The sequence below is a fragment of the Ensifer sp. Root558 genome (assembly GCF_001427045.1).
GTDB lineage: Bacteria > Pseudomonadota > Alphaproteobacteria > Rhizobiales > Rhizobiaceae > Ensifer > Ensifer adhaerens.
The window spans coordinates 109,241-132,013 of the sequence record NZ_LMGC01000037.1; the positions used below are offsets into that span (position 1 = coordinate 109,241).

A 22,773-nucleotide genomic window follows, 5' to 3' on the forward strand; every position below is an offset into this window, starting at 1 on the left:
TTCGGGCCTCCAGCGCCGAAAATTGTCGGGCACGAGCGGAATAAACCGCCCGACACCCCGTTTGCCCTCCCACGAAATCAGCCCGGTGGCTTTCGTGCGGCGCGGTTGCCGCGCGAGCCTGGGCCAGCAAAAAGGGAGCGTAGCTATGACCATCAGCCCGGTGATCGCTTCGGAAAAAGACCTCGTCACCCTGAAAGCGGCGGTAGCCGAACGCATTGACGGCCATATGCCGGTGAGCCAGGTGCGCCTGCTCGTCGGCGCAATGCTCGTCGCCTTTGCCGCCGTCCTGATCTTTCTCGCGGCTGACGGCCTGGCGCTGCCGATGCGCCTTTCGCTGATGGTGTTTGCGACGACGCTGATCTGCTGGACGATCTTCGACCTGCCGGAAACGCCGGTGGCGCTTGCCGGGGCGGCGGCTTTGGCCGTGACCGGCGCCGTCGGCGAAAAGGCGGTTTATGCCGCGCTTGGCAACGACATTGTCTGGCTGATGATGGCGGCATCGGTGATTGCGGCGGTGCTGCAGGCATCCGGTCTCGTTGAGCGGCTCGCCTTCCGGCTGCTTGCCCGTTTCCGCGACGTCAGCCGGCTGTTCTGGGTGGTGACGCTGACGATCTTCGTGACTGCCTTCGTCATCCCCTCGACCTCGGCACGGGCGGCGATCTTCATGCCCGTCTTTCTGGGGCTCGCCTCGACCATCGGCCGCCCTGGCGTCACCCGTGCGCTGGCGCTCCTGTTCCCGTCGGTGATCCTGCTTTCGGCGGCCGCCTCGCTGACCGGCGCTGGCGCCCATCTCGTCGCCGTCGATTTCATTCGCCGCAGCGGCGGCGAAGCGCCGGGCTTCGTCGGCTGGGCCTTGCTTGCAGCGCCCTTCGCGCTGCTGACGAGCCTCCTTGCCTGCGGCCTGATCCTGCGCTTCTTCCTCGACGATGCCGACTGGAACTGGCGCCTCGACCTGCCGGCCGCGCCTACGGAGAAACGTCCGTTTTCGGCGCGCGACAAGGCAATCCTTGCCGTGACCGCTGCGATCGTCGCAGCACTCGCGACCTCGGACCTGCACGGCATCGCGCTGCCGGTGGTGGCACTCGTCGGGGCTCTTGTCCTTGCGTCTGAAAGGATCTCCGGCATGCCGTTTCGCAAGGCGCTGAAGGGTGTCGAGTGGAACCTGCTTCTGTTTCTTGCCGGCACGCTCGTCATCGGCGAAGCGCTGCTGTCGACCGGCACGGCGACGGAACTTGCCGATCGCCTGATCGGTGCCTTCGGCCAGATCGGCAAGCCGCCGGCGTGGCTGGTCGTGCTTCTCGCCATTGCGGTCGCGACCTTTGCCCATATCGTCCTTGCCTCGCGAACGGCTCGCGCGACAGTGCTCATTCCGGCCGTTGCGCTGCCACTGGCGGGCTTCGGGGTCAGCCCCGCCAGCCTCATCATGGTCACAGCCATAGGTAGTGGCTTCTGCCAGACGCTGATGGTTTCGGCGAAGCCCGTAGCGCTGTTCGGAGGTATGGAACCACCAGCTTTCAGCCCTTCCGATCTCCTGCGCTTGGCCTTGATGCTGGCGCTCCCGTTCATCGCGTTGCTTGCCCTGTTCGCGCTTGTGATCTGGCCTGCAGTCGGGTTGGAAACATGACGATAAGCATCTGATATAATGTCATTTTAAGAGCCGAAGCGTCTGTCGCTTCGGCTCTTTTCTTTTTCTTTTCGTAAAAGAAAGAATTCTGCATTTCGGCCGGAATAAACGTGGCGAGCTGCCGTTTCTCCCTTGCATCCGCATTGTCACAAAAGTGCAAGGAGATTGTCACATGTCACTTACCATTCTGGTTGCACCGTCCGGTTTCAAGGAAAGCCTGTCGGCGGAAGAAGCTGCCGACTGCATCGAGAAGGGCGTGCTGCGCGCCTGCCCGAGCGCCGAAGTCCTCAAGGTGCCCATGGTCGACGGCGGTGAAGGTTTCACCAAGGCGCTCGTCGCTATCACCGGCGGCAGCCTGCACGAACTGACCGTGACCGGCCCGCTCGGCGAACCCGTCGCCTCGCATTTCGGTTTCCTCGGCGGGCAGTCCGAACGCACGGCCGTCATCGAAATGGCCGCGGCCGCCGGTTTGCGACTGGTCCCGCGCGATCGCCGCAACCCCTGCCTCACCACCAGCTACGGCGTCGGTGAGTTGATCCGGGCAGCCCTCGACGCCGGCGCCCGCCGTATCCTGCTTGGCTGCGGCGATAGCGGCATCAACGATGGCGGCGCCGGCATGGCCGCAGCCTTGGGCGTGAAGCTGCTCGACCGGGAGGGCAATCCGCTTGTGCCCGGCGGCGCGTCGCTTGCGTCGCTCGCGCGCATCGACATTTCGGGCCGCGATCCGCGCCTTGCCGAGGTTCGCATCGACGCGGCCGTCAACTGGCACAATGTGCTGCTCGGCGCACGCGGCGTTGCCCGTGTGTTCGGGCCGCAGAAGGGCGCAACGCCGGAGCAGGTGGAACTGCTCGCGGCGGCGATGGAGACCTATGCCGCCGCCATTCAGGCGACGACCGGCATCGCTGTTGGCGACGCCCCGGGAGCGGGCGCATCCGGCGGGCTCGGGGCGGCGGTCATGGGGCTGCTCGGCGGCGCGCTGCATCCGCGCTACGACATCGTCATGCGCTACCTCGAACTCGACGACATGATCGCCAGGGCCGATCTTGTGATCACCGCCGAAGGCAGCCTCGACGGCCAGACGCCGTTCGGCAAGGTGCCGGCCGAGGTCGGGCACAGGGCCAAGGAGGCGGGCCGCCCCGTGATCGCTCTCGCCGGTACGATCGGCAAGGGCGTGACCCTCAATTTCGAGCACGGCATCGACGCTTTCGCCTCGATCCTGAAGGCGCCCTGCACCCTCGACGATGCCATCAACGCCGCGCCGAAACTGCTCGTTCGTGCGGCTGAAGATGCCGTGCGCATGGTGCGCGTCGGAATGCTGCTCAACGAACGCGGACTGGCTGCCTGACAAAACGGCCACACTCTGGCGGGACGGCGGCGCTGCCGCCTCCCGCCGGAGCCGCGCGGCGGCTACCGTCATGCAATCGCCAAGGTTGTCCTCTCAGTCTTCGTAAACGCAGGACGGATCACGAGGGCCAAACGTAAAATGTCAAATGGATGGGAGGAGTCGGCGGCTGCCTGGATTTCCGGGCTGGGCGCCGAGGGGGATTTTGCGCGGCGCTTCGTCCTCGATGCGCCCATGCTCGAAAGGGCGCGGCAAAGCGGGGCAAGGGCTGTCCTCGATGTCGGGTGCGGCGAGGGGCGGTTCTGCCGGCTGCTTTCGGCGGAGGGGCTGAGCACCGTCGGCATCGATCCCGCCGGGTCGCTCGTTAGTCAGGCGAGGCGTCTGCATCCGGATGGTGACTATCGCATCGCACAGGCCGAAGGACTGCCTTTCGCGGAGAAGACTTTCGATCTGGTCGTTGCCTATCTCAGCCTCATCGACATCGCCGATCTGGATGCGGCGGTTGGCGAGATGAACCGGGTTCTCCGCCCGGGCGGTCATCTGCTGATCGCGAACCTGACCAGCTTTTACAGCGCCAGCAACCCGACCGGCTGGCGCGATGGCGGCGATGGCAAGCGCAGTTTCATGATCGACCACTACATGGATGAACGGTCCGATTGGATCGGCTGGGGCGATCTTCGGGTCATGAACTGGCACCGGCCGCTCAGCACCTACATGTCGCTGTTGCTGGGAGCGGGCCTGCAGTTGCGCTATTTCGACGAACCACTGCCGCGTGGCGGCGAACCGGAACAAAGGGACCTCTTTAGAAGGGTCCCCCCGTTCCTGGTCATGGATTGGCAAAAGCCGTAGTTCAGTGCCGCCCGCTCGACGCTGCTACGAGCGGCAGAGCTCGCGGGCATTGAGAACGCCCCAGCCGAACACGGGATCCTTGCCCGGCGCGCCGAGGTCCTGCGCCGTCTCCGTGACGAGTTTTGCAACTTCCTGGGCCGACAGCGACGGATGCGAGGCCCTGAGAATGGCGGAGGCAGCCGTGACGAAGGGGGCGGCAAAGGATGTGCCGGTCTTGGGCGCTGCCCCCTCGATCGACGCAGCCGTCCAGACACTCGTGCCGAGTGCTGCGACATCGATATGGTCGCCGCGCCCGGCGCGGCGATAGGGCTTGAAGTTGCGGTCGACCGCGGTGACCGCGATCGTCGCCGGATAGGCGGCCGGATAGACGGGTTTAGCCCGCGGGCCGTCATTGCCGGCCGCCGCCACCTGGATGATGTTTCGCTCGGCTACGAGCGCGACGGTCTTTTCGAGCAGCAGATTGTGTGGCCCGGAGAGGCTCATATTGATGACCGTGACCTTGCGCGAGGCCAGGAGATCGATGGCGCGCACGAGATCGTAGGTCTCGGCGATATCGCTCTCGCCGCCCTTTCGCTGGAAGGCGTCGACGGCGATCAGGTGGGCATTGCCGAGCAGCCCCGGCGCGCGACTGTCCTTCCGTCCGGCAATGAGAGCTGCGACCGCAGTCCCGTGCTGGCGGCCGGATTCCGGCGCCTCTTCCTCCGCCAGCCTGACGATGTCGAGCCTGACATCCTTTAGTGAGGGATGGGCGGGGTTGATCGCCGTGTCGATCAGCCCGATCGGGCCGGCAGCCGTGCACGCGGCGCTGGCGTCGGGCCAGCCGATGGCGGTGCGGACGAGCGCGCAACCGCCGTCGGCGCAGGGAGCCGGTGAGGCGGTGCCTTCGTTCGGCTCGAAATAATGGTTGAGATCGGCGATTGCTCCGGGCGTCGCATCCGCGACCTGCCGGAGGGCATCCTCGAGCGTCATGCCGCGGGGGGCGCCGAGCTTGACGATCTCTGTCGTCGAAAGCCCGAACGGCTCTCGTGCACGCACTGTGAAGCCGCTTTCCGCAAGGCGCTGGATGGCGGCATCGTTGAGACCGAGCGCGATGATTTCACCGGGAACATGGGTTGCCCGGCGCGCTGCCGGACGCTGGCGCACGACGCGGCGCTCCGGCGTTCCGCGGAAGAGATCGAGCAGATTGCCGCCTCCCCGCCAGGTGTTGCTTGAGTCGCGATCGCCTGAGCCGCGGGACGAACCGCCACCGCCACCATCGTCATCGTCGTCGTCCGCCTGGGCCTGACTGATTGAGGCAAAGCGAACGGTTGAATTGCCATCGTTACTACCGCCAAAGGAGAGATCCCCAGCACCGGTTGCCAGGCCGCACAACGACAGGACGGTCAGTCGAAACAGCCGTTTTTTCAAGGTTTTCTCCTTGTGTAGCGGCATCCGAAAACGAAAGCTTACCGTGAACGGACGGACCATAAGTGGTGACTTTCGGGTGTAGTTCCCATAACGCTCAACGGATGAATGGACAAATTATTCCACCGGTGACGAAGGGTAGCGCCAAAAGGAACGCCCGATGACGGATCCGACCATCGTCTTCGGCGAGCGCCTGGTCGCGTTTCTGCCGAACCTGCGCCGCTTTGCCATTTCGCTTTGCCGGTCGCGCGACGTGGCCGACGATCTGGTGCAGGCGGCCTGCGAAAAGGCGCTTGCCGGTTCGGACCGCTTCGAGGAAGGCACGCGCTTTGACGCCTGGATGTTCCGCATCCTGCGCAACCTCTGGATCGACCAGCTGCGCCGGCAGAAGACCGCCGGCCCGACGGAGGAGATCGAGGCGCAGGCCGAACTCGCCGTTCCTTCGGGCGAGGCCGGGAGCGAGGCGCGCATGGCGCTGAAGAGCGTGGCGGCTGCGATCGACGGCCTGGTGCTCGAACAGCGCGAGGTACTGATCCTCACCTGCGTCGAGGAGCTTTCCTACAAGGAGGCAGCCGAGGTTCTCGGCATTCCGATCGGAACCGTCATGAGCAGGCTCGCCCGGGCGCGTAAAAATCTTGCGGAGGCAACGGGAATAGAACCGCCGGTCGCGCGTTCACAGGACATGAGAGGCGGGACAAGATGAGCGACACGGAATTCAGCGATGAAATCTTGATGGCGTTCGCCGACGGCGAACTCGACGAGGAGACGATGCGCCGTGTCGAGGCGGCGCTGGAAACGGACGACGAATTGATGGCGCGCGTAGCGATGTTCATGGAAACACGCGCCGCCGCAAGCGAGGCGCTGAAGCCAGTGCTCGACGAGCCGGTGCCGGATGAACTGGTCGCTAAGGTGCGGGCCATGGCGGCGGCCGCAGGCGACGCAGCGCGCGCGGCGGACGCACCGGCTGCAGCCGGCGATAACGTCGTGGCCTTCCGGCGCCCTGCGGATCAGCCGGCGTCGCCGAACGGCAGCCCCTCGCGGTTTCTGATGGCGATGGCAGCGTCGCTGCTGGTGGTCGTCGGCGGCGCTGGCGGCTACCTGCTTCGCGGCGGTGGGCTGGCGGATCCAGGCGGGGTGCCGGGCGCGATGCAGGTGGCCGGCACCGTCGGCCCGGCGCTCTCCGCCATCCTCGACAAGGCGGCTTCGGGAGACGAAGTCGCCCTTGGTGAAGGGCAGGGGACGGTCCGGCTGGTATCGGCCTTCGAGCTCGGCTCGGGGCAGCTCTGCCGCGAATACGAACTCGCCCAGCCCGGTGAGCCCGGTCTGGTGTCGGTCGCCTGCCGCAAGGCGTCGACCTGGCAGACGCGGCTCGCCGTCACTAGGCCGGAAGGCGGAGACGGCTATGCGCCCGCCTCTTCGCTTGAGACCGTCGATGCTTTTCTGACGTCGATCGGCGCCGGGCAGCCGCTCGACGCGGACGCCGAGAAGAAGGCGCTCGGGGGCTCGAAGTAGGCGGAGAATTCCGCCGTCGGGCAATCGCTGCGCGCTTCCGGCTTTATCCTAGAGCGGAACCGAAAGCCCGACCTTCACCGGATCCATCGTCACGAAGGTGCGGAAGCGCTTGATGTTCGCATTGCCGAAGAACATGCGCCGGGTGAAGGCCTCGTAGTCGGCCATGGTCGGCACGATGACGACGAGCATGAAGTCGACGTCGCCGGTGACATAGTAGCATTGCTGCACCTCGGGTGCCGCCGTGAATGCCGCCTTGGCCGCATCGAGCAGGGCGATCTGCTCGCTTTCGACCTCCACCTCCACCAGGATCGTCAGCGCCTGATTGACGCTGACCGGGTCGATCAGCGCGACTTTGGCGCGGATGACGCCGGTTTCTTCCATGCGCTTGATCCGCCGCTGGACGGCGGGCGCCGACAGATTGACCGCCTCGCCGATCTGGCGCTGCGGCGTCGTATTGTCCTTCTGCAGGATGGCGAGAATCGCAAGATCGAAGCGATCCAGTTCGACCTGTGGCTTTTTCGACGGGGCCATCCAGTGCCTTTCGGTTCCTGCTCTCCGGGCGCTGAAGGTGGAACCCCACGTCACGGCACCCCATTCGCTTTACAAACTTGCATCCGCGCCGGCTATTTAGAGCGCATTTCTCGGCAGCGATGAAATAGATTTTCGTGGTCTACGGAGATTGCACCATGTTTCTCGCCAATACCCATGCCGATTTCGGCCACTCGCTACTGCCCGCGGATGCCGACATGCTGTCGCTTGCCGCCACCGCCCGTGTCGAGCAGCAGCTTGCGCGCCGCCCCGACCATCGGCCGACGCCGCTTCATGCCTTGCCCGCTTTGGCGGACGAACTCGGTATTGCCGGCATCTTCGTCAAGGACGAAGGCCATCGCCTGGGTCTCGGCAGTTTCAAGGCGCTTGGCGGTTCCTATGCGGTGATCCGGCTGGTGGTCGAGGAGGCAGAACGGCGTCTCGGTCGCAGCATCGATCTCGACGATCTCGACCGGCCAGAGGTTCGGGCAATTGCCGCCGCCCAGACCTTCGGCTGCGCCACCGATGGCAATCACGGCCGCTCGGTTGCCATGGGCGCCCGGCTTGTCGGCGCGAAAGCGGTGATCTTCGTGCACGGAGGCGTCAGCGAAACGCGCATCGAGGCGATCGCGGCCTATGGCGCGGAGATCGTCCGCGTTGCCGGGACCTACGACGATTCCGTCCGGGAGGCCGCGCGGGTCTGTGACGAAAATGGCTGGACCGTCGTCTCGGACACCACCTGGCCGGGCTACGAATACATTCCCGGCCTGGTGATGCAGGGCTACACGGCGCTGCTGAGCGAGGCGCTGCGGCAGATGGAAGAGCCTCCGACGCATGTGTTCGTGCAGGCGGGCGTTGGCGGCATTGCGGCGGCGACCGCGGGGCATCTGGCGCTACGTTATGGCGCGGAGCGTCCACGTTTCGTCGTCGTCGATCCGGCGCGCGCCGCCTGCCTCTACGAAAGCGCCAGAGCCGGACATCCGGTCAAGGTGGCGCATGGCGAGCCGACGATCATGGCGATGCTCGAATGCTACGAGCCGTCGCTTGTCGCCTGGCGTATCCTGTCGCGCGTCGCCGATGCCTTCATGACCGTCGACGAGGAGGATGCCGTTTCGGTGATGAACCGGCTTGCGCGGCCGACAGGCTCTGACCCGGCGATCGTGTCCGGCGAAAGCGGCGGCGTCGGCCTGGCCGGGCTGCTTTCGGTTGCCCGCGATCCAGCGCTGCGGGAAACGCTCGGACTGACCGCGCAGTCGCGCGTCTTCGTCATCAATACCGAGGGTGCGACGGACCCAGAGCGTTATGCTGCCCTGGTCGGCCTGTCGCCCGAGACCGTCGCCAACACATCGAACGAAAGAGGATGACCATGGCGGGAATGGATTTTGACCGGCTTGTGAAGGACATGACCGCCTGGCGCCGCGACCTGCACGCGCACCCGGAATTCGGTTTCGAGGAACAACGCACCTCATCCTTCGTTGCGGCAAAGCTCAGGGAATTCGGGCTCGACGAGGTGGTGGAAGGTGTCGGTGGTACCGGCGTCGTCGGTCGGCTGAAACGCGGCAGCGGCAACCGCGCCATAGCGCTTCGGGCCGACATGGATGCGCTGCGGATACCGGAACAGGGAGAGCTTCCCTATCGCTCGACGAAGCCCGGCACCATGCATGCCTGCGGCCATGACGGTCACACGGCCATGCTGCTTGGCGCCGCCAAGATGCTCGCCGAAGACGGCGGCTTCGATGGTACCGCATGCTTTATCTTCCAGCCGGCCGAGGAGTGGGGCAAGGGCGCGCTGGCGATGCTCGACGACGGACTGATGGAACGTTTTCCCTTCGACGAAATCTACGGCCTGCACAACATGCCGGGGCTGCCGGTCGGCCGTTTCGAAACCCGCGTCGGCGCCATCATGTCGGCGGAGGACAATTTCGAGATCGTGCTCAAAGGCGTCGGCGGGCACGCGGCGCGGCCGCACTGGGGCAACGAGACGCTGGTCGCCGCCTGCGCCACCGTCGTCAATCTGCAGACGATCGTGTCGCGCCGCCTCTCGCCGACGGATATCGGTGTCGTTTCGGTCACCGAGCTTTTGACCGACGGCACGCGCAACGCGCTGCCCGGTCTCGCCCGCATCCTCGGCGATGCCCGCAGCTTCCGCCCGGAGGTCAGCGCCAAGATCGAAGCGGAGATGCGGGTGATCGCCAAGGGTACGGCGGATGCCTATGGCTGCGAGGTCGAGGTCAACTACACGCGCGAGTTCGTGCCACTGATCAATGACCCGGCCCTGACCGGCCACGCCTTTGCCGCAGCAGAAACGGTGTTCGGGACCGGGAATGTCGCAACGGCCGCCGAGCCGATGACCGGCTCGGAGGATTTCGCACGCTTCCTTGAGCACGTTCCGGGCTGCTTCGTCTTCATCGGCAATGGCGAGACATCGGCGCCGCTGCACAATCCGCGTTACGACTTCAACGACGACGCCCTGATCTTCGGCGCGCGTTATCACGCCGAGATTATCCGGCAGAGACTGGCGTTGGCTGATAGCCGGCCATGAACCAAAATCCGCATGAAAGCAGGAATAACATGTCATTTCCTTCCATCGACGCCGCGCGCCTCTTCGGGCGCATCCGCGAGCTTGGCGAAATCGGTCGCGATGCAGAAGGGCGACTGACCCGGCTGGCCGGCTCCGACAACGACAAGGCCGGCCGCAACCGCCTCGTCGCCTGGATCGAGGCGGCGGGCCTCGATGTGGCCGTGGATCAGATTGGTAACATCTTCGGCATCTGGCGCAGCGAGGAGAACAGCGGCGAAGCGCCGATCATGCTCGGCTCGCACATCGATACGGTCATCAATGCCGGCATCTATGACGGATGTTACGGCGTACTCGCCGCGCTCGAAGTAATCGAGACGCTGAAGGACCGTGGCGTGACGCCGGCCCGACCGATCGTCGTTGCCGCCTTTACCAATGAGGAGGGCGTGCGTTTTGCGCCCGACATGCTCGGCTCGCTCGTCTATGCCGGCGGCCTGCCGCTGGACGCAGCGCTCGCGACCATCGGCACGGATGGCTCGTCGCTGGGCGAGGAACTCGAGCGGATTGGCTATGCCGGCAACATCGAGCCGGGGTTCCTCAAGCCCCACGCCTATGTCGAGCTCCATATCGAGCAGGGGCCGGTGCTGCAGCGCGAGGGCTTTTCGATCGGTGCCGTCGAGAACCTGCAGGGCATTTCCTGGCAGCGCGTGACGATCGATGGCGTCGCCAACCATGCCGGCACCACGCCGATGGCAATGCGTTCCGACGCCGGTCTCGCGGCCGCCCGTGTCGGCCTCTTCCTGCGCGAGCATATTGCCCGGTCGAACGCGCCGAGTGTCGCGACCATTGGCACCATGCGTTTCGAGCCCGACGCGATCAACGTCATCCCATCGCGTGCCGCCTTCACCGTCGATCTGCGCGATCCGGACGAGGATCGGCTGCAGGCGCTCGAAGCGGCGCTTGCGGACTTTCTGGTGCGCATCGGCGCGGAAGAGGGGGTAACGATCTCGGTCGAGCGGCTGGCACGCTTCCAGCCGGTCGCCTTCGATCAGGGCATCGTCGCAGCGGTCGAGGCTTCGGCGAAGGCGCGAGGCCTCAAGAGCCGGCGCATGACCTCGGGCGCCGGTCATGATGCCCAGATGATCGCCCGCATCGCGCCGACGGCGATGATCTTCGTTCCGAGCCGCGACGGCATCAGCCATAATCCGCGCGAACACACGGAGCCGGATGATCTGGTCGCCGGCGCCAACGTGCTGCTCGATGTGGTCGAGCGGATGGTGAGTGGTCGCTAGAGGGCTATAGGGCTATAGGGACGTTGCGCGTTCGTTGATCGAACGGGATCGATAGCGCGCCTCCCGCTGCTCCGTCATGCCAGGGCTTGGCCCAAGCATCCAGGCGCAGACGCTTCTATGTCTGCGATAAACAGCACACGGCATCCTTCGGCGCGACGAAGCAGACATCTCTTCAGGGCTCTGTTCTGGTGTGACCCGCGCTTTTGCGGGATCCCGCATCGCTCTTCTGCCGGGTGGAAGACTCTGGCCCGCTCCCCTCGGGAGGCTCTTCCGGTGTCCGGCGAAAAAGATTGAGGAAACTGCTGCCGCCGTGCCATACGCTGCCGGTTGGTCCGTAATCCCGCCCGTCGCGCGATGAGGATGAGTGGCGCTCGCTGTCTCCGCCGCTCAGGCCGCTTCCGTCGATGACGCCGCCTCCACCGCCAGCCCCGGTCCCGCCGGGCTCGCCGCCCACGCCGCTACCATCGCCGGAGCCCCAATCGCCGCCACCCTCTGTGCCGTTGCTTCCGCCGCTCCCGACGTTTTCGCTACCTTGGTCGCTGCCGCCCGCGGCACCTTCACCATTCGTGCCGCCGGCATCGGCGTCGTCCGCATGGGCAGCGGAAATCCAGGAAAGGCCCGCGGCAAAGCCCCGGTCACCGTTGAGGCGCGGCAGATCTCCGCCGAATGCTGCAAGGGCTCCTATGGACAAGGCCGTCAGTCTCAACAGGCATGTCCTCAAGTCATTCTCCTTGTGCAAACGGCGTTCTTGCGTCGTCCTGCAGGACTTTTGCGCGGGTACAGTTCGGCTGCCCGCCGCGAATGAATTTCGCCGACAGCGACTTTTGCGTGCGCCTTGCATATCGTTCAATCGATGTGGGGACAAGCTATTGGGGGGACGGGCGACACGGAGCGCAAGGTGCGGGCCTCTGGCGGCGGCCACGACATACAGATGATCGCCCTCATCGCTGAGGCGTCGCGAGAGGGACAGAGGACGTTGCATGTTTGTTGATTGAACGGGGTCGTTGGCGCGCCTCCCACCCTCCGTCATGCTCGGCTCAAGCCCAAGCATGACGGAGGAGGAGAGCCTTGGCGATCGCCGCTTCCGCTTCCGAGGCGGGAGGCGCAGCCCTGAGTGAACTGAAGGGGCCGTGACTGGCCCCTTCAACGAATCTCTGTCGTCTACTCGGCCGCGCCAGCCGCCCCTTCCACCGGCATATAGAGGTCGCCGCCCTCGCGGTATTTCGCGGCCATTGCCTCCAGGCCTTCCTTCTGCGCTTCTGCGCGGATGTCGTGCGAGATCCGCATCGAGCAGAATTTCGGGCCGCACATGGAGCAGAAATGCGCGACCTTGTGCGCTTCCTTCGGCAGTGTCTCGTCGTGGAAGTTACGGGCCGTCTCCGGGTCGAGCGAGAGGTTGAACTGGTCCTCCCAGCGGAATTCGAAGCGCGCGCGCGACAGCGCGTCGTCGCGCACCTGGGCGGCCGGATGGCCCTTGGCGAGATCGGCGGCATGGGCGGCGATCTTGTAGGTGATGACGCCGACCTTGACGTCGTTGCGATCGGGAAGACCGAGATGCTCCTTCGGCGTGACGTAGCAGAGCATGGCGGTGCCGAACCAGCCGATCATCGCCGCGCCGATGCCCGACGTGATGTGGTCGTAGCCGGGCGCAATGTCCGTCGTCAGCGGTCCGAGCGTGTAGAACGGCGCCTCGCCGCAGACGGCGAGTTGCTTGTCCATGTTCTCCTTGATCTTGTGCATCGGCACGTGGCCGGGGCCTTCGATCATCACCTGACAATCCTTGGCCCAGGCGATCTTGGTGAGCTCGCCGAGCGTTTCGAGTTCGGCGAATTGTGCCGCGTCGTTGGCATCGGCGATCGAGCCGGGGCGCAGGCCGTCGCCGAGCGAGAAGGAGACGTCATAGGCGCGGCAGATGTCGCAGATTTCCTCGAAATGCTCGTAAAGGAAGCTCTCGCGATGGTGATGCAGACACCACTTGGCCATGATCGAGCCGCCGCGCGAAACGATGCCGGTGACGCGATCGACGGTGAGCGGGATGTAGTGCAGCCGGACGCCGGCATGGATGGTGAAATAGTCGACGCCCTGTTCGGCCTGCTCGATCAGCGTGTCGCGATAGACTTCCCAGGTGAGGTCCTCGGCAATGCCGTTGACCTTTTCCAGCGCCTGGTAAAGCGGCACGGTGCCGATCGGAACCGGCGAGTTGCGGATGATCCATTCGCGGATGTTGTGAATGTTGCGGCCGGTCGAAAGGTCCATGACGGTGTCGGCGCCCCAGCGCGTCGCCCAGACCATCTTTTCGACCTCTTCCGCCATCGACGAGGTGACGGCGGAGTTGCCGATATTGGCGTTGATCTTCACCAGAAAATTCCGGCCGATAATCATCGGCTCGGATTCCGGGTGATTGATGTTGGCAGGCAGGATCGCCCGGCCGCTGGCGATTTCCTGGCGCACGAATTCGGGTGTCACGTGATCGGGGATGTGGGCGCCGAAGCTCTCGCCGTCGCGGACTTTCGCACGCGCCGCGTCGCGGCCGAGATTTTCGCGGATCGCCACGAACTCCATTTCCGGCGTGATGATGCCGGCGCGGGCATAGGCAAGCTGGGTCACTGCGCGGCCGCCCGTGGCCTTCAGCGGCGCATGCTGGAACGGGAAGGTCGGTGTCAGCCTGTCGCCGCTCACAAAGCCGTTGTCCTCGGGGCGGACCACGCGTCCCTCATAGGTTTCCACATCGCCGCGGTCGACGATCCAGTTGCGGCGCAGCCGCGGCAGGCCGTCCTCGATGCGGATCTCGGCGTCGTCGGCGGTGTAGGCGCCGGAGGAATCATAGACCGTAACCGGTTGCTCGCCCGACGTCGGGTGGAGCGCAATCTCGCGCATCGGCACGCGGATATCCGGATGAAGCACGCCCGGCTTGTGGATCTTGCGGGAGGCCGGAAGCGGTCCTTGCGTGACCGTGAGGGCTGCGGGTTTGGTGGCAATATTCATGACGAGGCTCCAAGTTTGCAATTGGAGACCCAGTTCTGATGCCGGAAAGATGAAAGACGCTCCGCCAGATGCTGGACGCACGGAATCCTGGCTTCGATATCTGCACCGTCCCTACGCCAGTATGAACTGGATCAGGTTCAACGGGTCACTGCGCCACAGCCGGCAAGCCGGCCATCCAGCAGAATCTCAGCCCCTTGCGGGACCCCCCTGGTGAATGCCTAGATCATAGCCATCGATCGGCCCGGGTCGTCAAGCGTGAATTCGCCTGCCGACAAAGATGCACCTATTGCGTGTGGTGACGGATTCGGGTTTGACGCTAGCGGCCGGCCTTTTCCGGTGCGGCCCGCTCGGCGTAATCGGCACGGTTGATGCCGTGGCGCTGGAGCTTGTCGTAGAATGTCTTGCGCGGAATGCCGAGCGCCTCGATCGTCGCCTTGACGTCGCCGCGCTGAGCCCGCAACACCTCTTTCAGGATCTCCGCCTCGTAGCGTTCGAGCCGTTCCGGGAGCGCAAATCCAGGCTGTTCGGCGGGCGCAATCGGCTGTCCCAGCGGACCTTCGACACCAAGCGCCACGCGTTCTGCAAAGTGCGAGAGCTCGCGCACATTGCCCGGCCAGGCATGCGTCATCAGATGTCTCTGCACGGCCGATGTGACCACAGGCGCGTCGCGCTTGAAGCGCTCGGCCGCCCGGGTCAGGAAGTGCGAGAAGAGCAGCGGGATATCGTCTCGGCGTTCGCGCAGCGGTGGGATCGACAGCGTTACGACATTCAATCTAAAGTAGAGGTCTTCCCGGAAATCGCCGCGCTGCGCCGGGTCGCCAAGATCGATTTTGGCAGCCGCGATGACGCGGATATCGACCGGACGAACCTGGTTGGTGCCAAGCGGCGTGATTTCGCGCGCTTCCAGAACGCGCAGCATCTTCACTTGAGTCGCCGGTGGCATCGCCTCGATCTCGTCGAGGAACAGCGTGCCGCCGCTCGCATGCTCGATCCGGCCGATGCGCTTCTTCAAGGCGCCGGTGAAGGCGCCCTGTTCGTGGCCGAAGAGTTCGCTTTCGATCACCGTTTCGGGCAGCGCCCCGCAATTCAGCGCCACGAAGTTGCCGTTGCGGCGTCGGCTCCAATTGTGGAGCAGCGTCGCCACCACCTCCTTGCCGCTGCCCGTCTCGCCGGCGACGAGCACGTCGACATCGGTATCGGCAATGTGCCGGATCGTCTGGCGCAAACGTTCCATGACCGGCGTCTGGCCGATCAGCGGCAGGCTGTCGCCGGCCGTCTCGGCGGCCCGTTTCAGCGCGCGGTTTTCCATCACGAGCCGGCGTTTTTCCAGCGCGCGATGCACGCTCTGCACCAGCCGGTCGGCGGCAAAGGGTTTGGGGATGAAGTCGTAGACGCCATCCTGCAGCGCCTGCACTGCCATCGGGATGTCGCCATGGCCGGTCACCAGGATCACCGGCAGATCCGCGTCGAAAGCTTCGATGCGGCGGAAGAAGGCGAGGCCGTCGATGCCCGGCATGCGGATATCGCTGACGACGACTCCGTCGAAATTCGCATCCAGCGTCTTCAACGCTTCGGCAGCGCTGGCAAAAGGGGTAACGGCGAGGCCGGCGAGTTCCAGCGTCTGCGTCATCGCCTTGCGCAGATGGTTGTCGTCGTCGACGAGATAGACGGTCGGCTGCATCGCTCAGGCCCTCTTCAGGCGAACCGTGAAGACGGTGCCCCTGTCGCTGGTTTCGACGGTGATATCGCCGCCATAGTCGGCGACGATCTCCTTGGAGATGGCAAGGCCGAGGCCGAGCCCTTCATCCTTCGAGGTGTTGAACGGCGTGAACAGATCCTCGTGGATGTGCAGGGGAATGCCTGGGCCGTTATCGGCAACGACGAGCAAAACCGTCCCGGACGGGCTGTCCTCGCAGCGCACGCGGATCTCGGCGTCGCTGCGCGTGCCGAGCGCTTCCAGGGCATTTTGCAAAAGGTTGATCAGCACCTGCTCGAGCCGGATGCGGCTGCCGAGGACGCTGAGGCCATTTTCCGGGAGGTCGATGACGATCGAATCCATGCGGCCGGCAAAGCGGCTGCGCAGCAGCATCATCGCCCCCTCGATCACGTCGCGCATGGGCGTCGGCTCGGCGACGAAGCGGCCCTTGCGAGCGAAGCTTCTGAGTTCGTCGGTGATGGTGCCGACCCGATCGGTCAGTTCGGCGATGCTGACAAGGTTCTCGACCGCGGTCTGCTGCTGGCCGCGTTCGAGGAAGGTGCGGGCGTTGTCGGCATAGGCGCGGATGGTCGCGACCGGCTGGTTGATCTCGTGGGCGACGCCGGCCGCCACCTGGCCAAGGATCGCCAGCCGGTTCGCCTGAACCAGTTCCTGCTGCACCGCCTGCAGCTTCTCGCCGGTACGCCGGTGGTCGGCGATCTCCGTTTCGAGATGATCGCGGGCAAGGCTGAGGTCATGTGTGCGCTCCGCCACGCGGGTCTCCAGCTCGTCGCGCGCGGCGCGATCGCGCGCAGACACCAGTGCCAGCGTCTGGCGGCGGCGCAGGAGGACCGCGGTAAAAGCGAGCAGCGGTGCGAGGAGGGCCAGGGCAATCAGCCGGGCCTCGCGGGTTGCCGCCGAGATCGCGCCATCGAGCGGTGCTAGCTGCTCCAGCCGCCAGCTGGTGGTCGGAACCATGGTTTCGACCCGGAGGAACCGACGTTCGCTGTCGCCCGGCAACAGTGCGCGCAACTCGCTGGAGCCATCGCTGGTCGGCTCGATGTCGCGGAAGGGCAGCGGCAGCAGCGAGGCATCGCCAAATTGCAGGCTGTCGCGGATGGCGGCGACGCGGTCGCGTGGAATTGTTCTGGTCGTCATGAAGCGCCAGGAGGGGAAGCTGGTGATCAGCACGATGCCGCGCCGGTCGGTGACGTAGACCGGCTTGCCGGAGGCGAGCCATTCGGCTTCCACATCGTCGAATTCGAGCTTGGCGACGACGACGCCGATCGGGCCGTCAGGACCCTGGACCCGACGCGAAATGTAGAGGCCCGGCCGCTTGCTGACGTTGCCCATGGCGAAATGCTCGGCCTTGCCGTCGCGCATCGCCATGCGGAAATATTCGCGGAAGGCATAGTCGTTGCCGACGAAACTCGTCGGCTCGCGCCAGTTGCTGGCAGCGACGGCGACGCCATCAGGGCCGATCACGTAGATGACAGCGGCGTCCGTGTTGGTCGCCAGCGCCTGCAGCTTCTCGTTCAGCCGTTGCAGCGCCTCTGTGCCGCGGGTCGAAAGGGCTGCCATCACCTCGACATCGTCGGCCAGCACCAGCGGCGTCGAGCGTTGGCGTTCGAGTACGGCGCGCAGCAGCGAGGCCTTCAGATTGGCATCGATCCGGCTTTGGGCATCGACAGTTTCGAGCGCCTGGCTTCGGCCGTACTCGCCGGCAAGCAGGAGCGCGGCGACAAGCAGCGCGACGGCAAGGCCGGCAAAGACCAGCCAGGTGCGGCGCATCGACTGGTCGAGATCTGCCGGATTGAGGGGGGCGGACAGGGCGTTGAACATGGCCCAATTGTGCATTTTTTCGCTCAGTCTTCCAGACGGCTTGTGCGGAAATCCGCTCAACTCTTTGTGCGCACCGAGCCGCCTGCACAAAACATCCTCATCAATTCAAAGGCTTGGTTCCTGCCGCGGCCAACTGGCACGACCGTTGCAAATGACATCCTCATGACAGCCCGCGCTGTCGCGCATCGGAAATTGACCCGGGAGGCCCGGCATGACGCCGGACTGGGTCCAGTGGAGGATCTCATGATTATCGAACAATCCGCGGAACCGCGCGGCAAGACACCTTTCTATCGCCATCTCTATGTCCAGGTTCTGGTTGCGATCGCCGCCGGCATCCTGCTCGGCCATTTCTATCCGTCGCTCGGCACCGAGCTGAAGCCGCTCGGCGACGCCTTCATCCGTCTCGTCAAGATGATCATCGCGCCGGTCATCTTCCTGACAGTCGCGACCGGCATCGCCGGCATGACCGATCTTGCCAAGGTCGGCCGCGTCGCCGGCAAGGCGATGATCTATTTCCTCACGTTTTCGACGCTCGCGCTGATCATCGGCCTGATCGTCGCCAATGTCGTCCAGCCGGGCGCCGGCATGCACATCGATCCGGCCTCGCTCGACGTCAAGGCGGTGACCACCTATGCCGAAAAGGCGCATGAGCAGACGATCACCGGCTTCCTGATGGGCATCATCCCGACGACGCTCGTCGGCGCCTTTGCCGATGGCGACATCCTGCAGGTGTTGTTCATCTCCGTGCTCTTCGGTCTGTCGCTTGCCATGGTCGGCAAGAAGGCTGAGCCCGTCGTCGACTTCCTGCACGCGCTGACGCTGCCGGTCTTCAAGCTCGTCGGCATCCTGATGAAGGCCGCCCCGATCGGCGCCTTTGGCGCGATGGCGTTTACCATCGGCAAATACGGCGTCGGCTCGATCGCCAACCTGGCGATGCTGATCGGCACCTTCTACATCACGTCCTTCCTCTTCGTGTTCGTCGTTCTTGGCGCGGTCGCCCGCTACAATGGCTTCTCGATCGTTGCGCTGATCCGTTACATCAAGGAAGAACTGCTCCTGGTGCTCGGCACGTCCTCGTCGGAAGCCGCTCTTCCGGGTCTGATGAGCAAGATGGAAAAGGCCGGCTGCAAGCGCTCGGTCGTTGGTCTGGTCATCCCGACCGGCTATTCCTTCAACCTCGACGGCACCAACATCTACATGACGCTGGCCGCGCTCTTCATCGCCCAGGCGATGGATATCCCGCTGTCGCTCGGCGATCAGGTGCTGCTGCTTCTCGTCGCGATGTTGAGCTCCAAGGGTGCTGCCGGCATCACCGGCGCCGGTTTCATCACGCTGGCTGCGACGCTTTCGGTCGTCCCGGCGGTGCCGGTCGCCGGCATGGCGCTGATCCTCGGCATCGACCGCTTCATGTCGGAATGCCGCGCGCTCACCAACTTCGTCGGCAATGCGGTCGCCACGATCGTCGTTGCGAAGTGGGAAGGCGAACTGGATGAAGCGCAGATGGCCGCGGTCCTTGGCGGCCGTGCGCCGGAGGCGCTGCCGCAGCCGGCCTTGCAGCCGGCGGAATAAGTTTGCCTCCCAAGGCATGACTGCAAAAAAGCAGTCCGAACGCGGTCCGTGGCAACACGGGCCGCGTCGTCGTTTGCGGCTATTGGCCGCTCAGCGTCATCTTCGATGTGTCCGGCGCGCCAGCGTTCAAGAAGCCGATGAACTCCCGGAGCATCGGCACCCGACGCGGACGGAAGCTCTCCTCCGTCGTGCTGACATCGACGATGCGGTCGACGCGGAACTTGCGGTAACCTTCTCGAAGGCAGCACCAGGCGAGAAGCACCAGAACCCGTTCCAGATAGACGATGGCAAGCGGCAAAACCTGCCGGTCGGTCCGCTGCCCCAAGGCATCCACATAGCCGATGATGACGGCGCGTTCCTGCCAGGAGGCTTCGCGCAGCAGGGAGACATCGACGGGTGGCGGCCCTCTCCTGCCGAAGCGATAGACCTGCGAGACCGCATGAAGCGCCTGGCGTTGCAACCGATCGGGCAGTGTCGCCGTTATCTTGGAAAGGACGGCGCGTGCCGCCGCGGCAAGATCCGGCTCGCCCATGTGATGCACCTCGGCAAGGCCGAGCACCAGCGCCTCGATCTCCAGGCGGGTAAAGGTTTGCGGCGGCAAGGCGATATCCTCCGTCAGCCGGTAGCCGAAGCCGCGCTCGCCATCGATGACGGCGCCGGCGGCGCGCAGGCTGTCGATGTCCCGATAGAGCGAGCGCAACGACACGCCGGTTTCCTCGGCAAGGCGGGCCGCCGTTGCCGGGGAGGGGAGTGTGCGCAGCGCCTGGAGCAGGCGGAACAGACGATCACTACGGGCCATGGCTGAAAGATAGACGAACCCTACTGACGAAAACTGGCAGTTGGCCGACTGTATAAGATCCGCATCGTCAAACGCAACCGAGGATCCAGACTATGCTGACACTCTTTCACGCCCCGCGCTCGCGCTCGTCGCGCATCATCACCCTGCTTCGCGAACTCGATGCTCTCGACAAGGTGGAAGTCGAGATCGTCGACATCACTCGCGGTGACGGCAGCGGTCGAAAGGATCCGGCGAACCCGCACCCGGAGGGTAAGGTGCCGCTGCTCGTTCATGACGGTGTGGTGCTCTGGGAAACCATTGCGATCATCCAATACCTGACCGACCTCTTCCCGGAAAAGAGGATGGCGCCGCATGTTGGCGATCCGCAGCGTGGCCGTTATCTCAGCTGGCTTGCCTGGTATGCCGGTGTGGTCGAGCCGGTGCTGATCGCGCAAGCCGCGGGGGTTTCGCACCCCTATTTCGACGCCACCTTCCGCGGCCCGACAGAGATGGCGGCACGCCTGGAAAACGCGTTGAAGGACAGTCCCTATCTGATGGGCGAGCACTACTCGGCGGCCGACCTGCTCTTGCATTCGCCCTTCGCCTGGTATCCCGCGGCAACACCGGATAGCGCCGTCATCAAGGACTGGGTCGAGCGCTGTGGCGCGCGGCCGTCGCTACAATGGACCGCGGATTTCGATGCCCGGGTGGCAGCGGTAGCCTGACGGCGCCGGCAACGCGCCAACTCCGCCCCGGTTCCGGTCCGAAGGGGGCATAGTGGCCCAAGGCTATTTTCGCTTGAGATTGATCTCGCTCGTGACGATCCGCTTGCCGGAAGCGGGATCGACGTCGATCGTCTTCAACTGCATCCCGTTGGTGCCGACCTTGCGTAAGGTCAGGTCGGCACTGCGGTCGCCATTGACTTCCTTCGCCCATCGAATGGTGAGGTTGATCGCATCGCCGCGTCGTGTGCCGTTGAGCCCGGCGCGGCCGCCGCGGGGGCCGAGATAGGAGCCGCTATAGGTGGACCCGGTAAAGCGCAGCTTCGCGTCGATGGATCGCGAGATCAGCAGCATGCCGCGGCAGACGCCCTCCATCGATAGAGCCGCGTCGCTCGCCTTGGAACTGAAGTTGCAGGAAATGTTCATCGGCGACATGTGAGCACGGATGCGCACCGTTCCGGTGCCTGCCCAGTTGCCGCCAAGGGTCTTCAAGAACGCGCCCTCGTCTGCCCGTGAGGCACTCGTGGACGGCAAGATGAGTGCGGCCATCAGGAGCCATCGCCACATGCCTTGCACCTCCCATTTGCGTGGATGCTGCAACACCCCGTTGCCGCACATGAGCGTCAACGCAACATGTGGCGGCGAAGTTCCTCATTGGCTTCTTTATCTGGCCGGATCTTACGATCGATCAACAATCGGGCACGCATCCGGGCAGCCATCAAAATGTGATCCCTGGCGCTGTTTTATCAGATTTGCCTGCACGTGCGCTGCTGTTTTCAATTCCCCGTATTAACGTTGATCTCTGAAACAGCGTCTCGTCGTCCCCATCCGTAAAAACGGGTAAAGACTTCGTTACCTTGTAAGTATAGACCTCGATCTGCGCTGTCTGTCCGATTTAGCTATTGGCCACCGGGGCGGGAGGGGGACTGGTTTATGTTCGGTGTTACGCGCTTTTTGCCTTTTTCAACCGATCCGGGTGCCCGGGTCCGCCTAAAGGCACCCGCCAGCCACCGGTTCATTTCACGCGGTCGCAAGCAACGAACAGCGGTTACGCTGTCTGGAGACTGCCCGTGACGGCGCGATCCGAATGTGTCCGATCCCCGGACGGCGAAACGCCGTTCACGCCTGAGCGGTTCGTCGGCGATCCGCTCTTTGGGGAGGCGTTGCGTCAGGCGGCCCTTCATATGGTTGCGATCCATGACGCCGCTCCGCGCATCGTGCGCTACACCGCCAGCCTGAGAAAATGGCTGCTCACCCAGGCCATCCTGACGCTGCATTTCGAGCGTCTGACCGACCCATCCCGCCCCGAACTGACGGCGGCAAGGCTGATCGACTTTATCGCCGGCAACAACGTAGCCAGCAAGAACACGGCAGCGGCGCACCTGGCCGAGATGCGCAACTATCGACTGCTTCTCGATGCGGAACAGGGCGGCGACAAGCGGATCAGGCCCCTGATCCTTTCCGATGTCGCCGAGGGCCTGATCCGGCAGTGGTTCGAGGGGCACCTTTCGTCGCTCGACAGGCTCGACGAGGGAACAAGGCTGGCGCAGTCGCAAACCGAGCCGACCTTGATGCATCATGCGCTCCCGCGTGCGATGCGGCGGCTCATCGCGGATCGCACCTGGTGCGACCCACCCGAAAGCATCGCCGCTTTCGTCTCGACGGAGTCGGGCAGCAACATCCTGCACGACCTGGTGGCGCGGCTGCCGACGGGCGTCCTGCCCGATCAGCGGATTTGGATCGGGCCCCTGAAGCCAGGTGAGATCTCCAGCCGCTACATCATCTCGCGCACCCATGCGCAAAGGGTTTTCGCGCGTGCCGGTGATCTCGGCGTTCTCGGCTGGGAGAGTTCCGGCAGCCGCGGTCCGCTCTGGATTTCGCGTGACCTGGTCGACGATTACCGCCATTGGCAAGCGGTCAAGTTTGCCGCACTCGATGAAGCCTTCGCCTGGGCAGCGTTGCAGGCAAGGTGAACGGCGGGCGCGGCCTGAGCGCGTGCAGATTGCTGCTTGCGATGCGTGCCGGTCGGCTGTCGCTTTCAGCAGGTGCTGACCCGCCCATGACGCTGGACGTGCGGCAGCAAGAAGCGGGACGGAAATCGGACCGCAGCCT

20 protein-coding genes and 1 riboswitch are annotated in these 22,773 nt (G+C 64.6%); of the genes, 12 read left to right on the forward strand and 8 right to left on the reverse strand.

Going from position 1 to position 22,773, the window contains the following annotated elements; genetic code table 11:
* The first annotated feature begins 145 nt into the window (after window positions 1-145).
* From ASD63_RS31540 to ASD63_RS31550, 3 genes are all read left to right on the forward strand, one after another.
* Window positions 146-1,624: an SLC13 family permease gene (locus tag ASD63_RS31540; protein ID WP_244497294.1), complete on the forward strand. Its 1,479-nt coding sequence runs from the start codon at window positions 146-148 to the stop codon at window positions 1,622-1,624.
* 172 nt (window positions 1,625-1,796) lie between these two features.
* The gene (locus tag ASD63_RS31545) at window positions 1,797-2,969 is read left to right on the forward strand and encodes a glycerate kinase (RefSeq protein ID WP_060530418.1); all 1,173 of its coding nucleotides are present in this window, start codon (window positions 1,797-1,799) and stop codon (window positions 2,967-2,969) included.
* Between the two features lie 138 nt (window positions 2,970-3,107).
* Complete coding sequence (locus tag ASD63_RS31550) at window positions 3,108-3,815, forward strand: class I SAM-dependent methyltransferase (RefSeq protein WP_060530419.1); 708 nt, start codon at window positions 3,108-3,110, stop codon at window positions 3,813-3,815.
* Window positions 3,816-3,839: 24 nt separating this feature from the next.
* On the opposite strand, the gene ASD63_RS31555 is transcribed toward ASD63_RS31550, so the two are convergent.
* Window positions 3,840-5,222 carry a S8 family serine peptidase gene (locus ASD63_RS31555; protein ID WP_244497295.1) on the reverse strand — a complete coding sequence of 461 codons (1,383 nt, stop codon included), beginning with the start codon at window positions 5,220-5,222 and terminating at the stop codon, window positions 3,840-3,842.
* A 157-nt stretch (window positions 5,223-5,379) separates the two neighbouring features.
* On the opposite strand from ASD63_RS31555, the gene ASD63_RS31560 reads away from it, so the two are divergent.
* The gene (locus ASD63_RS31560; RefSeq protein ID WP_034805673.1) at window positions 5,380-5,922 is read left to right on the forward strand and encodes an RNA polymerase sigma factor; all 543 of its coding nucleotides are present in this window, start codon (window positions 5,380-5,382) and stop codon (window positions 5,920-5,922) included.
* Window positions 5,919-6,731, forward strand: a complete 813-nt coding sequence (locus ASD63_RS31565; RefSeq protein ID WP_060530420.1) for a zf-HC2 domain-containing protein — start codon at window positions 5,919-5,921, stop codon at window positions 6,729-6,731. Before ASD63_RS31560 ends, ASD63_RS31565 begins: the two co-directional genes overlap by 4 nt.
* Window positions 6,732-6,779: 48 nt before the next feature.
* Here ASD63_RS31565 and ASD63_RS31570 read toward each other — a convergent pair whose 3' ends face one another.
* Window positions 6,780-7,262 carry an Lrp/AsnC family transcriptional regulator gene (locus ASD63_RS31570; RefSeq protein WP_060530421.1) on the reverse strand — a complete coding sequence of 161 codons (483 nt, stop codon included), beginning with the start codon at window positions 7,260-7,262 and terminating at the stop codon, window positions 6,780-6,782.
* A 155-nt stretch (window positions 7,263-7,417) separates the two neighbouring features.
* Here ASD63_RS31570 and ASD63_RS31575 point away from each other — a divergent pair, with 155 nt between their 5' ends.
* The 3 genes from ASD63_RS31575 to ASD63_RS31585 are packed head-to-tail and all read left to right on the forward strand — an operon-like array spanning window position 7,418 to window position 11,069.
* Entirely contained in the window at window positions 7,418-8,623 is a 1,206-nt protein-coding gene (locus tag ASD63_RS31575) for a diaminopropionate ammonia-lyase (protein WP_060530422.1), read from the forward strand.
* 2 nt (window positions 8,624-8,625) lie between these two features.
* A complete protein-coding gene (locus ASD63_RS31580; RefSeq protein ID WP_060530423.1) occupies window positions 8,626-9,801 on the forward strand; it encodes a M20 aminoacylase family protein in 1,176 nt (391 codons plus the stop codon).
* Between the two features lie 29 nt (window positions 9,802-9,830).
* A complete protein-coding gene (locus ASD63_RS31585; protein ID WP_060530424.1) occupies window positions 9,831-11,069 on the forward strand; it encodes a Zn-dependent hydrolase in 1,239 nt (412 codons plus the stop codon).
* 172 nt (window positions 11,070-11,241) lie between these two features.
* On the opposite strand, the gene ASD63_RS36690 is transcribed toward ASD63_RS31585, so the two are convergent.
* The 4 genes from ASD63_RS36690 to ASD63_RS31605 form a co-directional block, all read right to left on the reverse strand.
* Window positions 11,242-11,775 (reverse strand): hypothetical protein, encoded by a 534-nt coding sequence (locus ASD63_RS36690; RefSeq protein ID WP_090296833.1) that lies wholly within the window; start codon window positions 11,773-11,775, stop codon window positions 11,242-11,244.
* Window positions 11,776-12,230: 455 nt separating this feature from the next.
* Window positions 12,231-14,054 (reverse strand): phosphomethylpyrimidine synthase ThiC, encoded by a 1,824-nt coding sequence (gene thiC / locus ASD63_RS31595; RefSeq protein WP_034805694.1) that lies wholly within the window; start codon window positions 14,052-14,054, stop codon window positions 12,231-12,233.
* Window positions 14,055-14,144: 90 nt separating this feature from the next.
* Window positions 14,145-14,273, reverse strand: a riboswitch (TPP riboswitch).
* Window positions 14,274-14,370: 97 nt separating this feature from the next.
* On the reverse strand, window positions 14,371-15,735 hold the full coding sequence (locus tag ASD63_RS31600; RefSeq protein ID WP_060530426.1) for a sigma-54 dependent transcriptional regulator: 1,365 nt from the start codon (window positions 15,733-15,735) through the stop codon (window positions 14,371-14,373).
* 3 nt (window positions 15,736-15,738) lie between these two features.
* Window positions 15,739-17,592 carry an ATP-binding protein gene (locus tag ASD63_RS31605; protein WP_244497297.1) on the reverse strand — a complete coding sequence of 618 codons (1,854 nt, stop codon included), beginning with the start codon at window positions 17,590-17,592 and terminating at the stop codon, window positions 15,739-15,741.
* Between the two features lie 243 nt (window positions 17,593-17,835).
* On the opposite strand from ASD63_RS31605, the gene ASD63_RS31610 reads away from it, so the two are divergent.
* The gene (locus tag ASD63_RS31610; RefSeq protein WP_034805703.1) at window positions 17,836-19,161 is read left to right on the forward strand and encodes a dicarboxylate/amino acid:cation symporter; all 1,326 of its coding nucleotides are present in this window, start codon (window positions 17,836-17,838) and stop codon (window positions 19,159-19,161) included.
* Window positions 19,162-19,240: 79 nt separating this feature from the next.
* Here the strand turns inward: ASD63_RS31610 and ASD63_RS31615 are convergent, their stop codons facing one another.
* On the reverse strand, window positions 19,241-19,960 hold the full coding sequence (locus tag ASD63_RS31615) for a YafY family protein (protein WP_060530428.1): 720 nt from the start codon (window positions 19,958-19,960) through the stop codon (window positions 19,241-19,243).
* Window positions 19,961-20,052: 92 nt separating this feature from the next.
* On the opposite strand from ASD63_RS31615, the gene ASD63_RS31620 reads away from it, so the two are divergent.
* On the forward strand, window positions 20,053-20,664 hold the full coding sequence (locus ASD63_RS31620) for a glutathione S-transferase family protein (protein ID WP_034805722.1): 612 nt from the start codon (window positions 20,053-20,055) through the stop codon (window positions 20,662-20,664).
* Window positions 20,665-20,727: 63 nt separating this feature from the next.
* On the opposite strand, the gene ASD63_RS31625 is transcribed toward ASD63_RS31620, so the two are convergent.
* Window positions 20,728-21,228, reverse strand: coding sequence for a hypothetical protein (locus ASD63_RS31625; protein ID WP_034805724.1), 501 nt, complete (start codon window positions 21,226-21,228; stop codon window positions 20,728-20,730).
* Window positions 21,229-21,296: 68 nt separating this feature from the next.
* Here ASD63_RS31625 and ASD63_RS35895 point away from each other — a divergent pair, with 68 nt between their 5' ends.
* Window positions 21,297-21,467 (forward strand): hypothetical protein, encoded by a 171-nt coding sequence (locus ASD63_RS35895; protein WP_159415784.1) that lies wholly within the window; start codon window positions 21,297-21,299, stop codon window positions 21,465-21,467.
* 264 nt (window positions 21,468-21,731) lie between these two features.
* Entirely contained in the window at window positions 21,732-22,634 is a 903-nt protein-coding gene (locus tag ASD63_RS31630) for a hypothetical protein (protein ID WP_060530429.1), read from the forward strand.
* Window positions 22,635-22,773 lie beyond the last annotated feature (139 nt).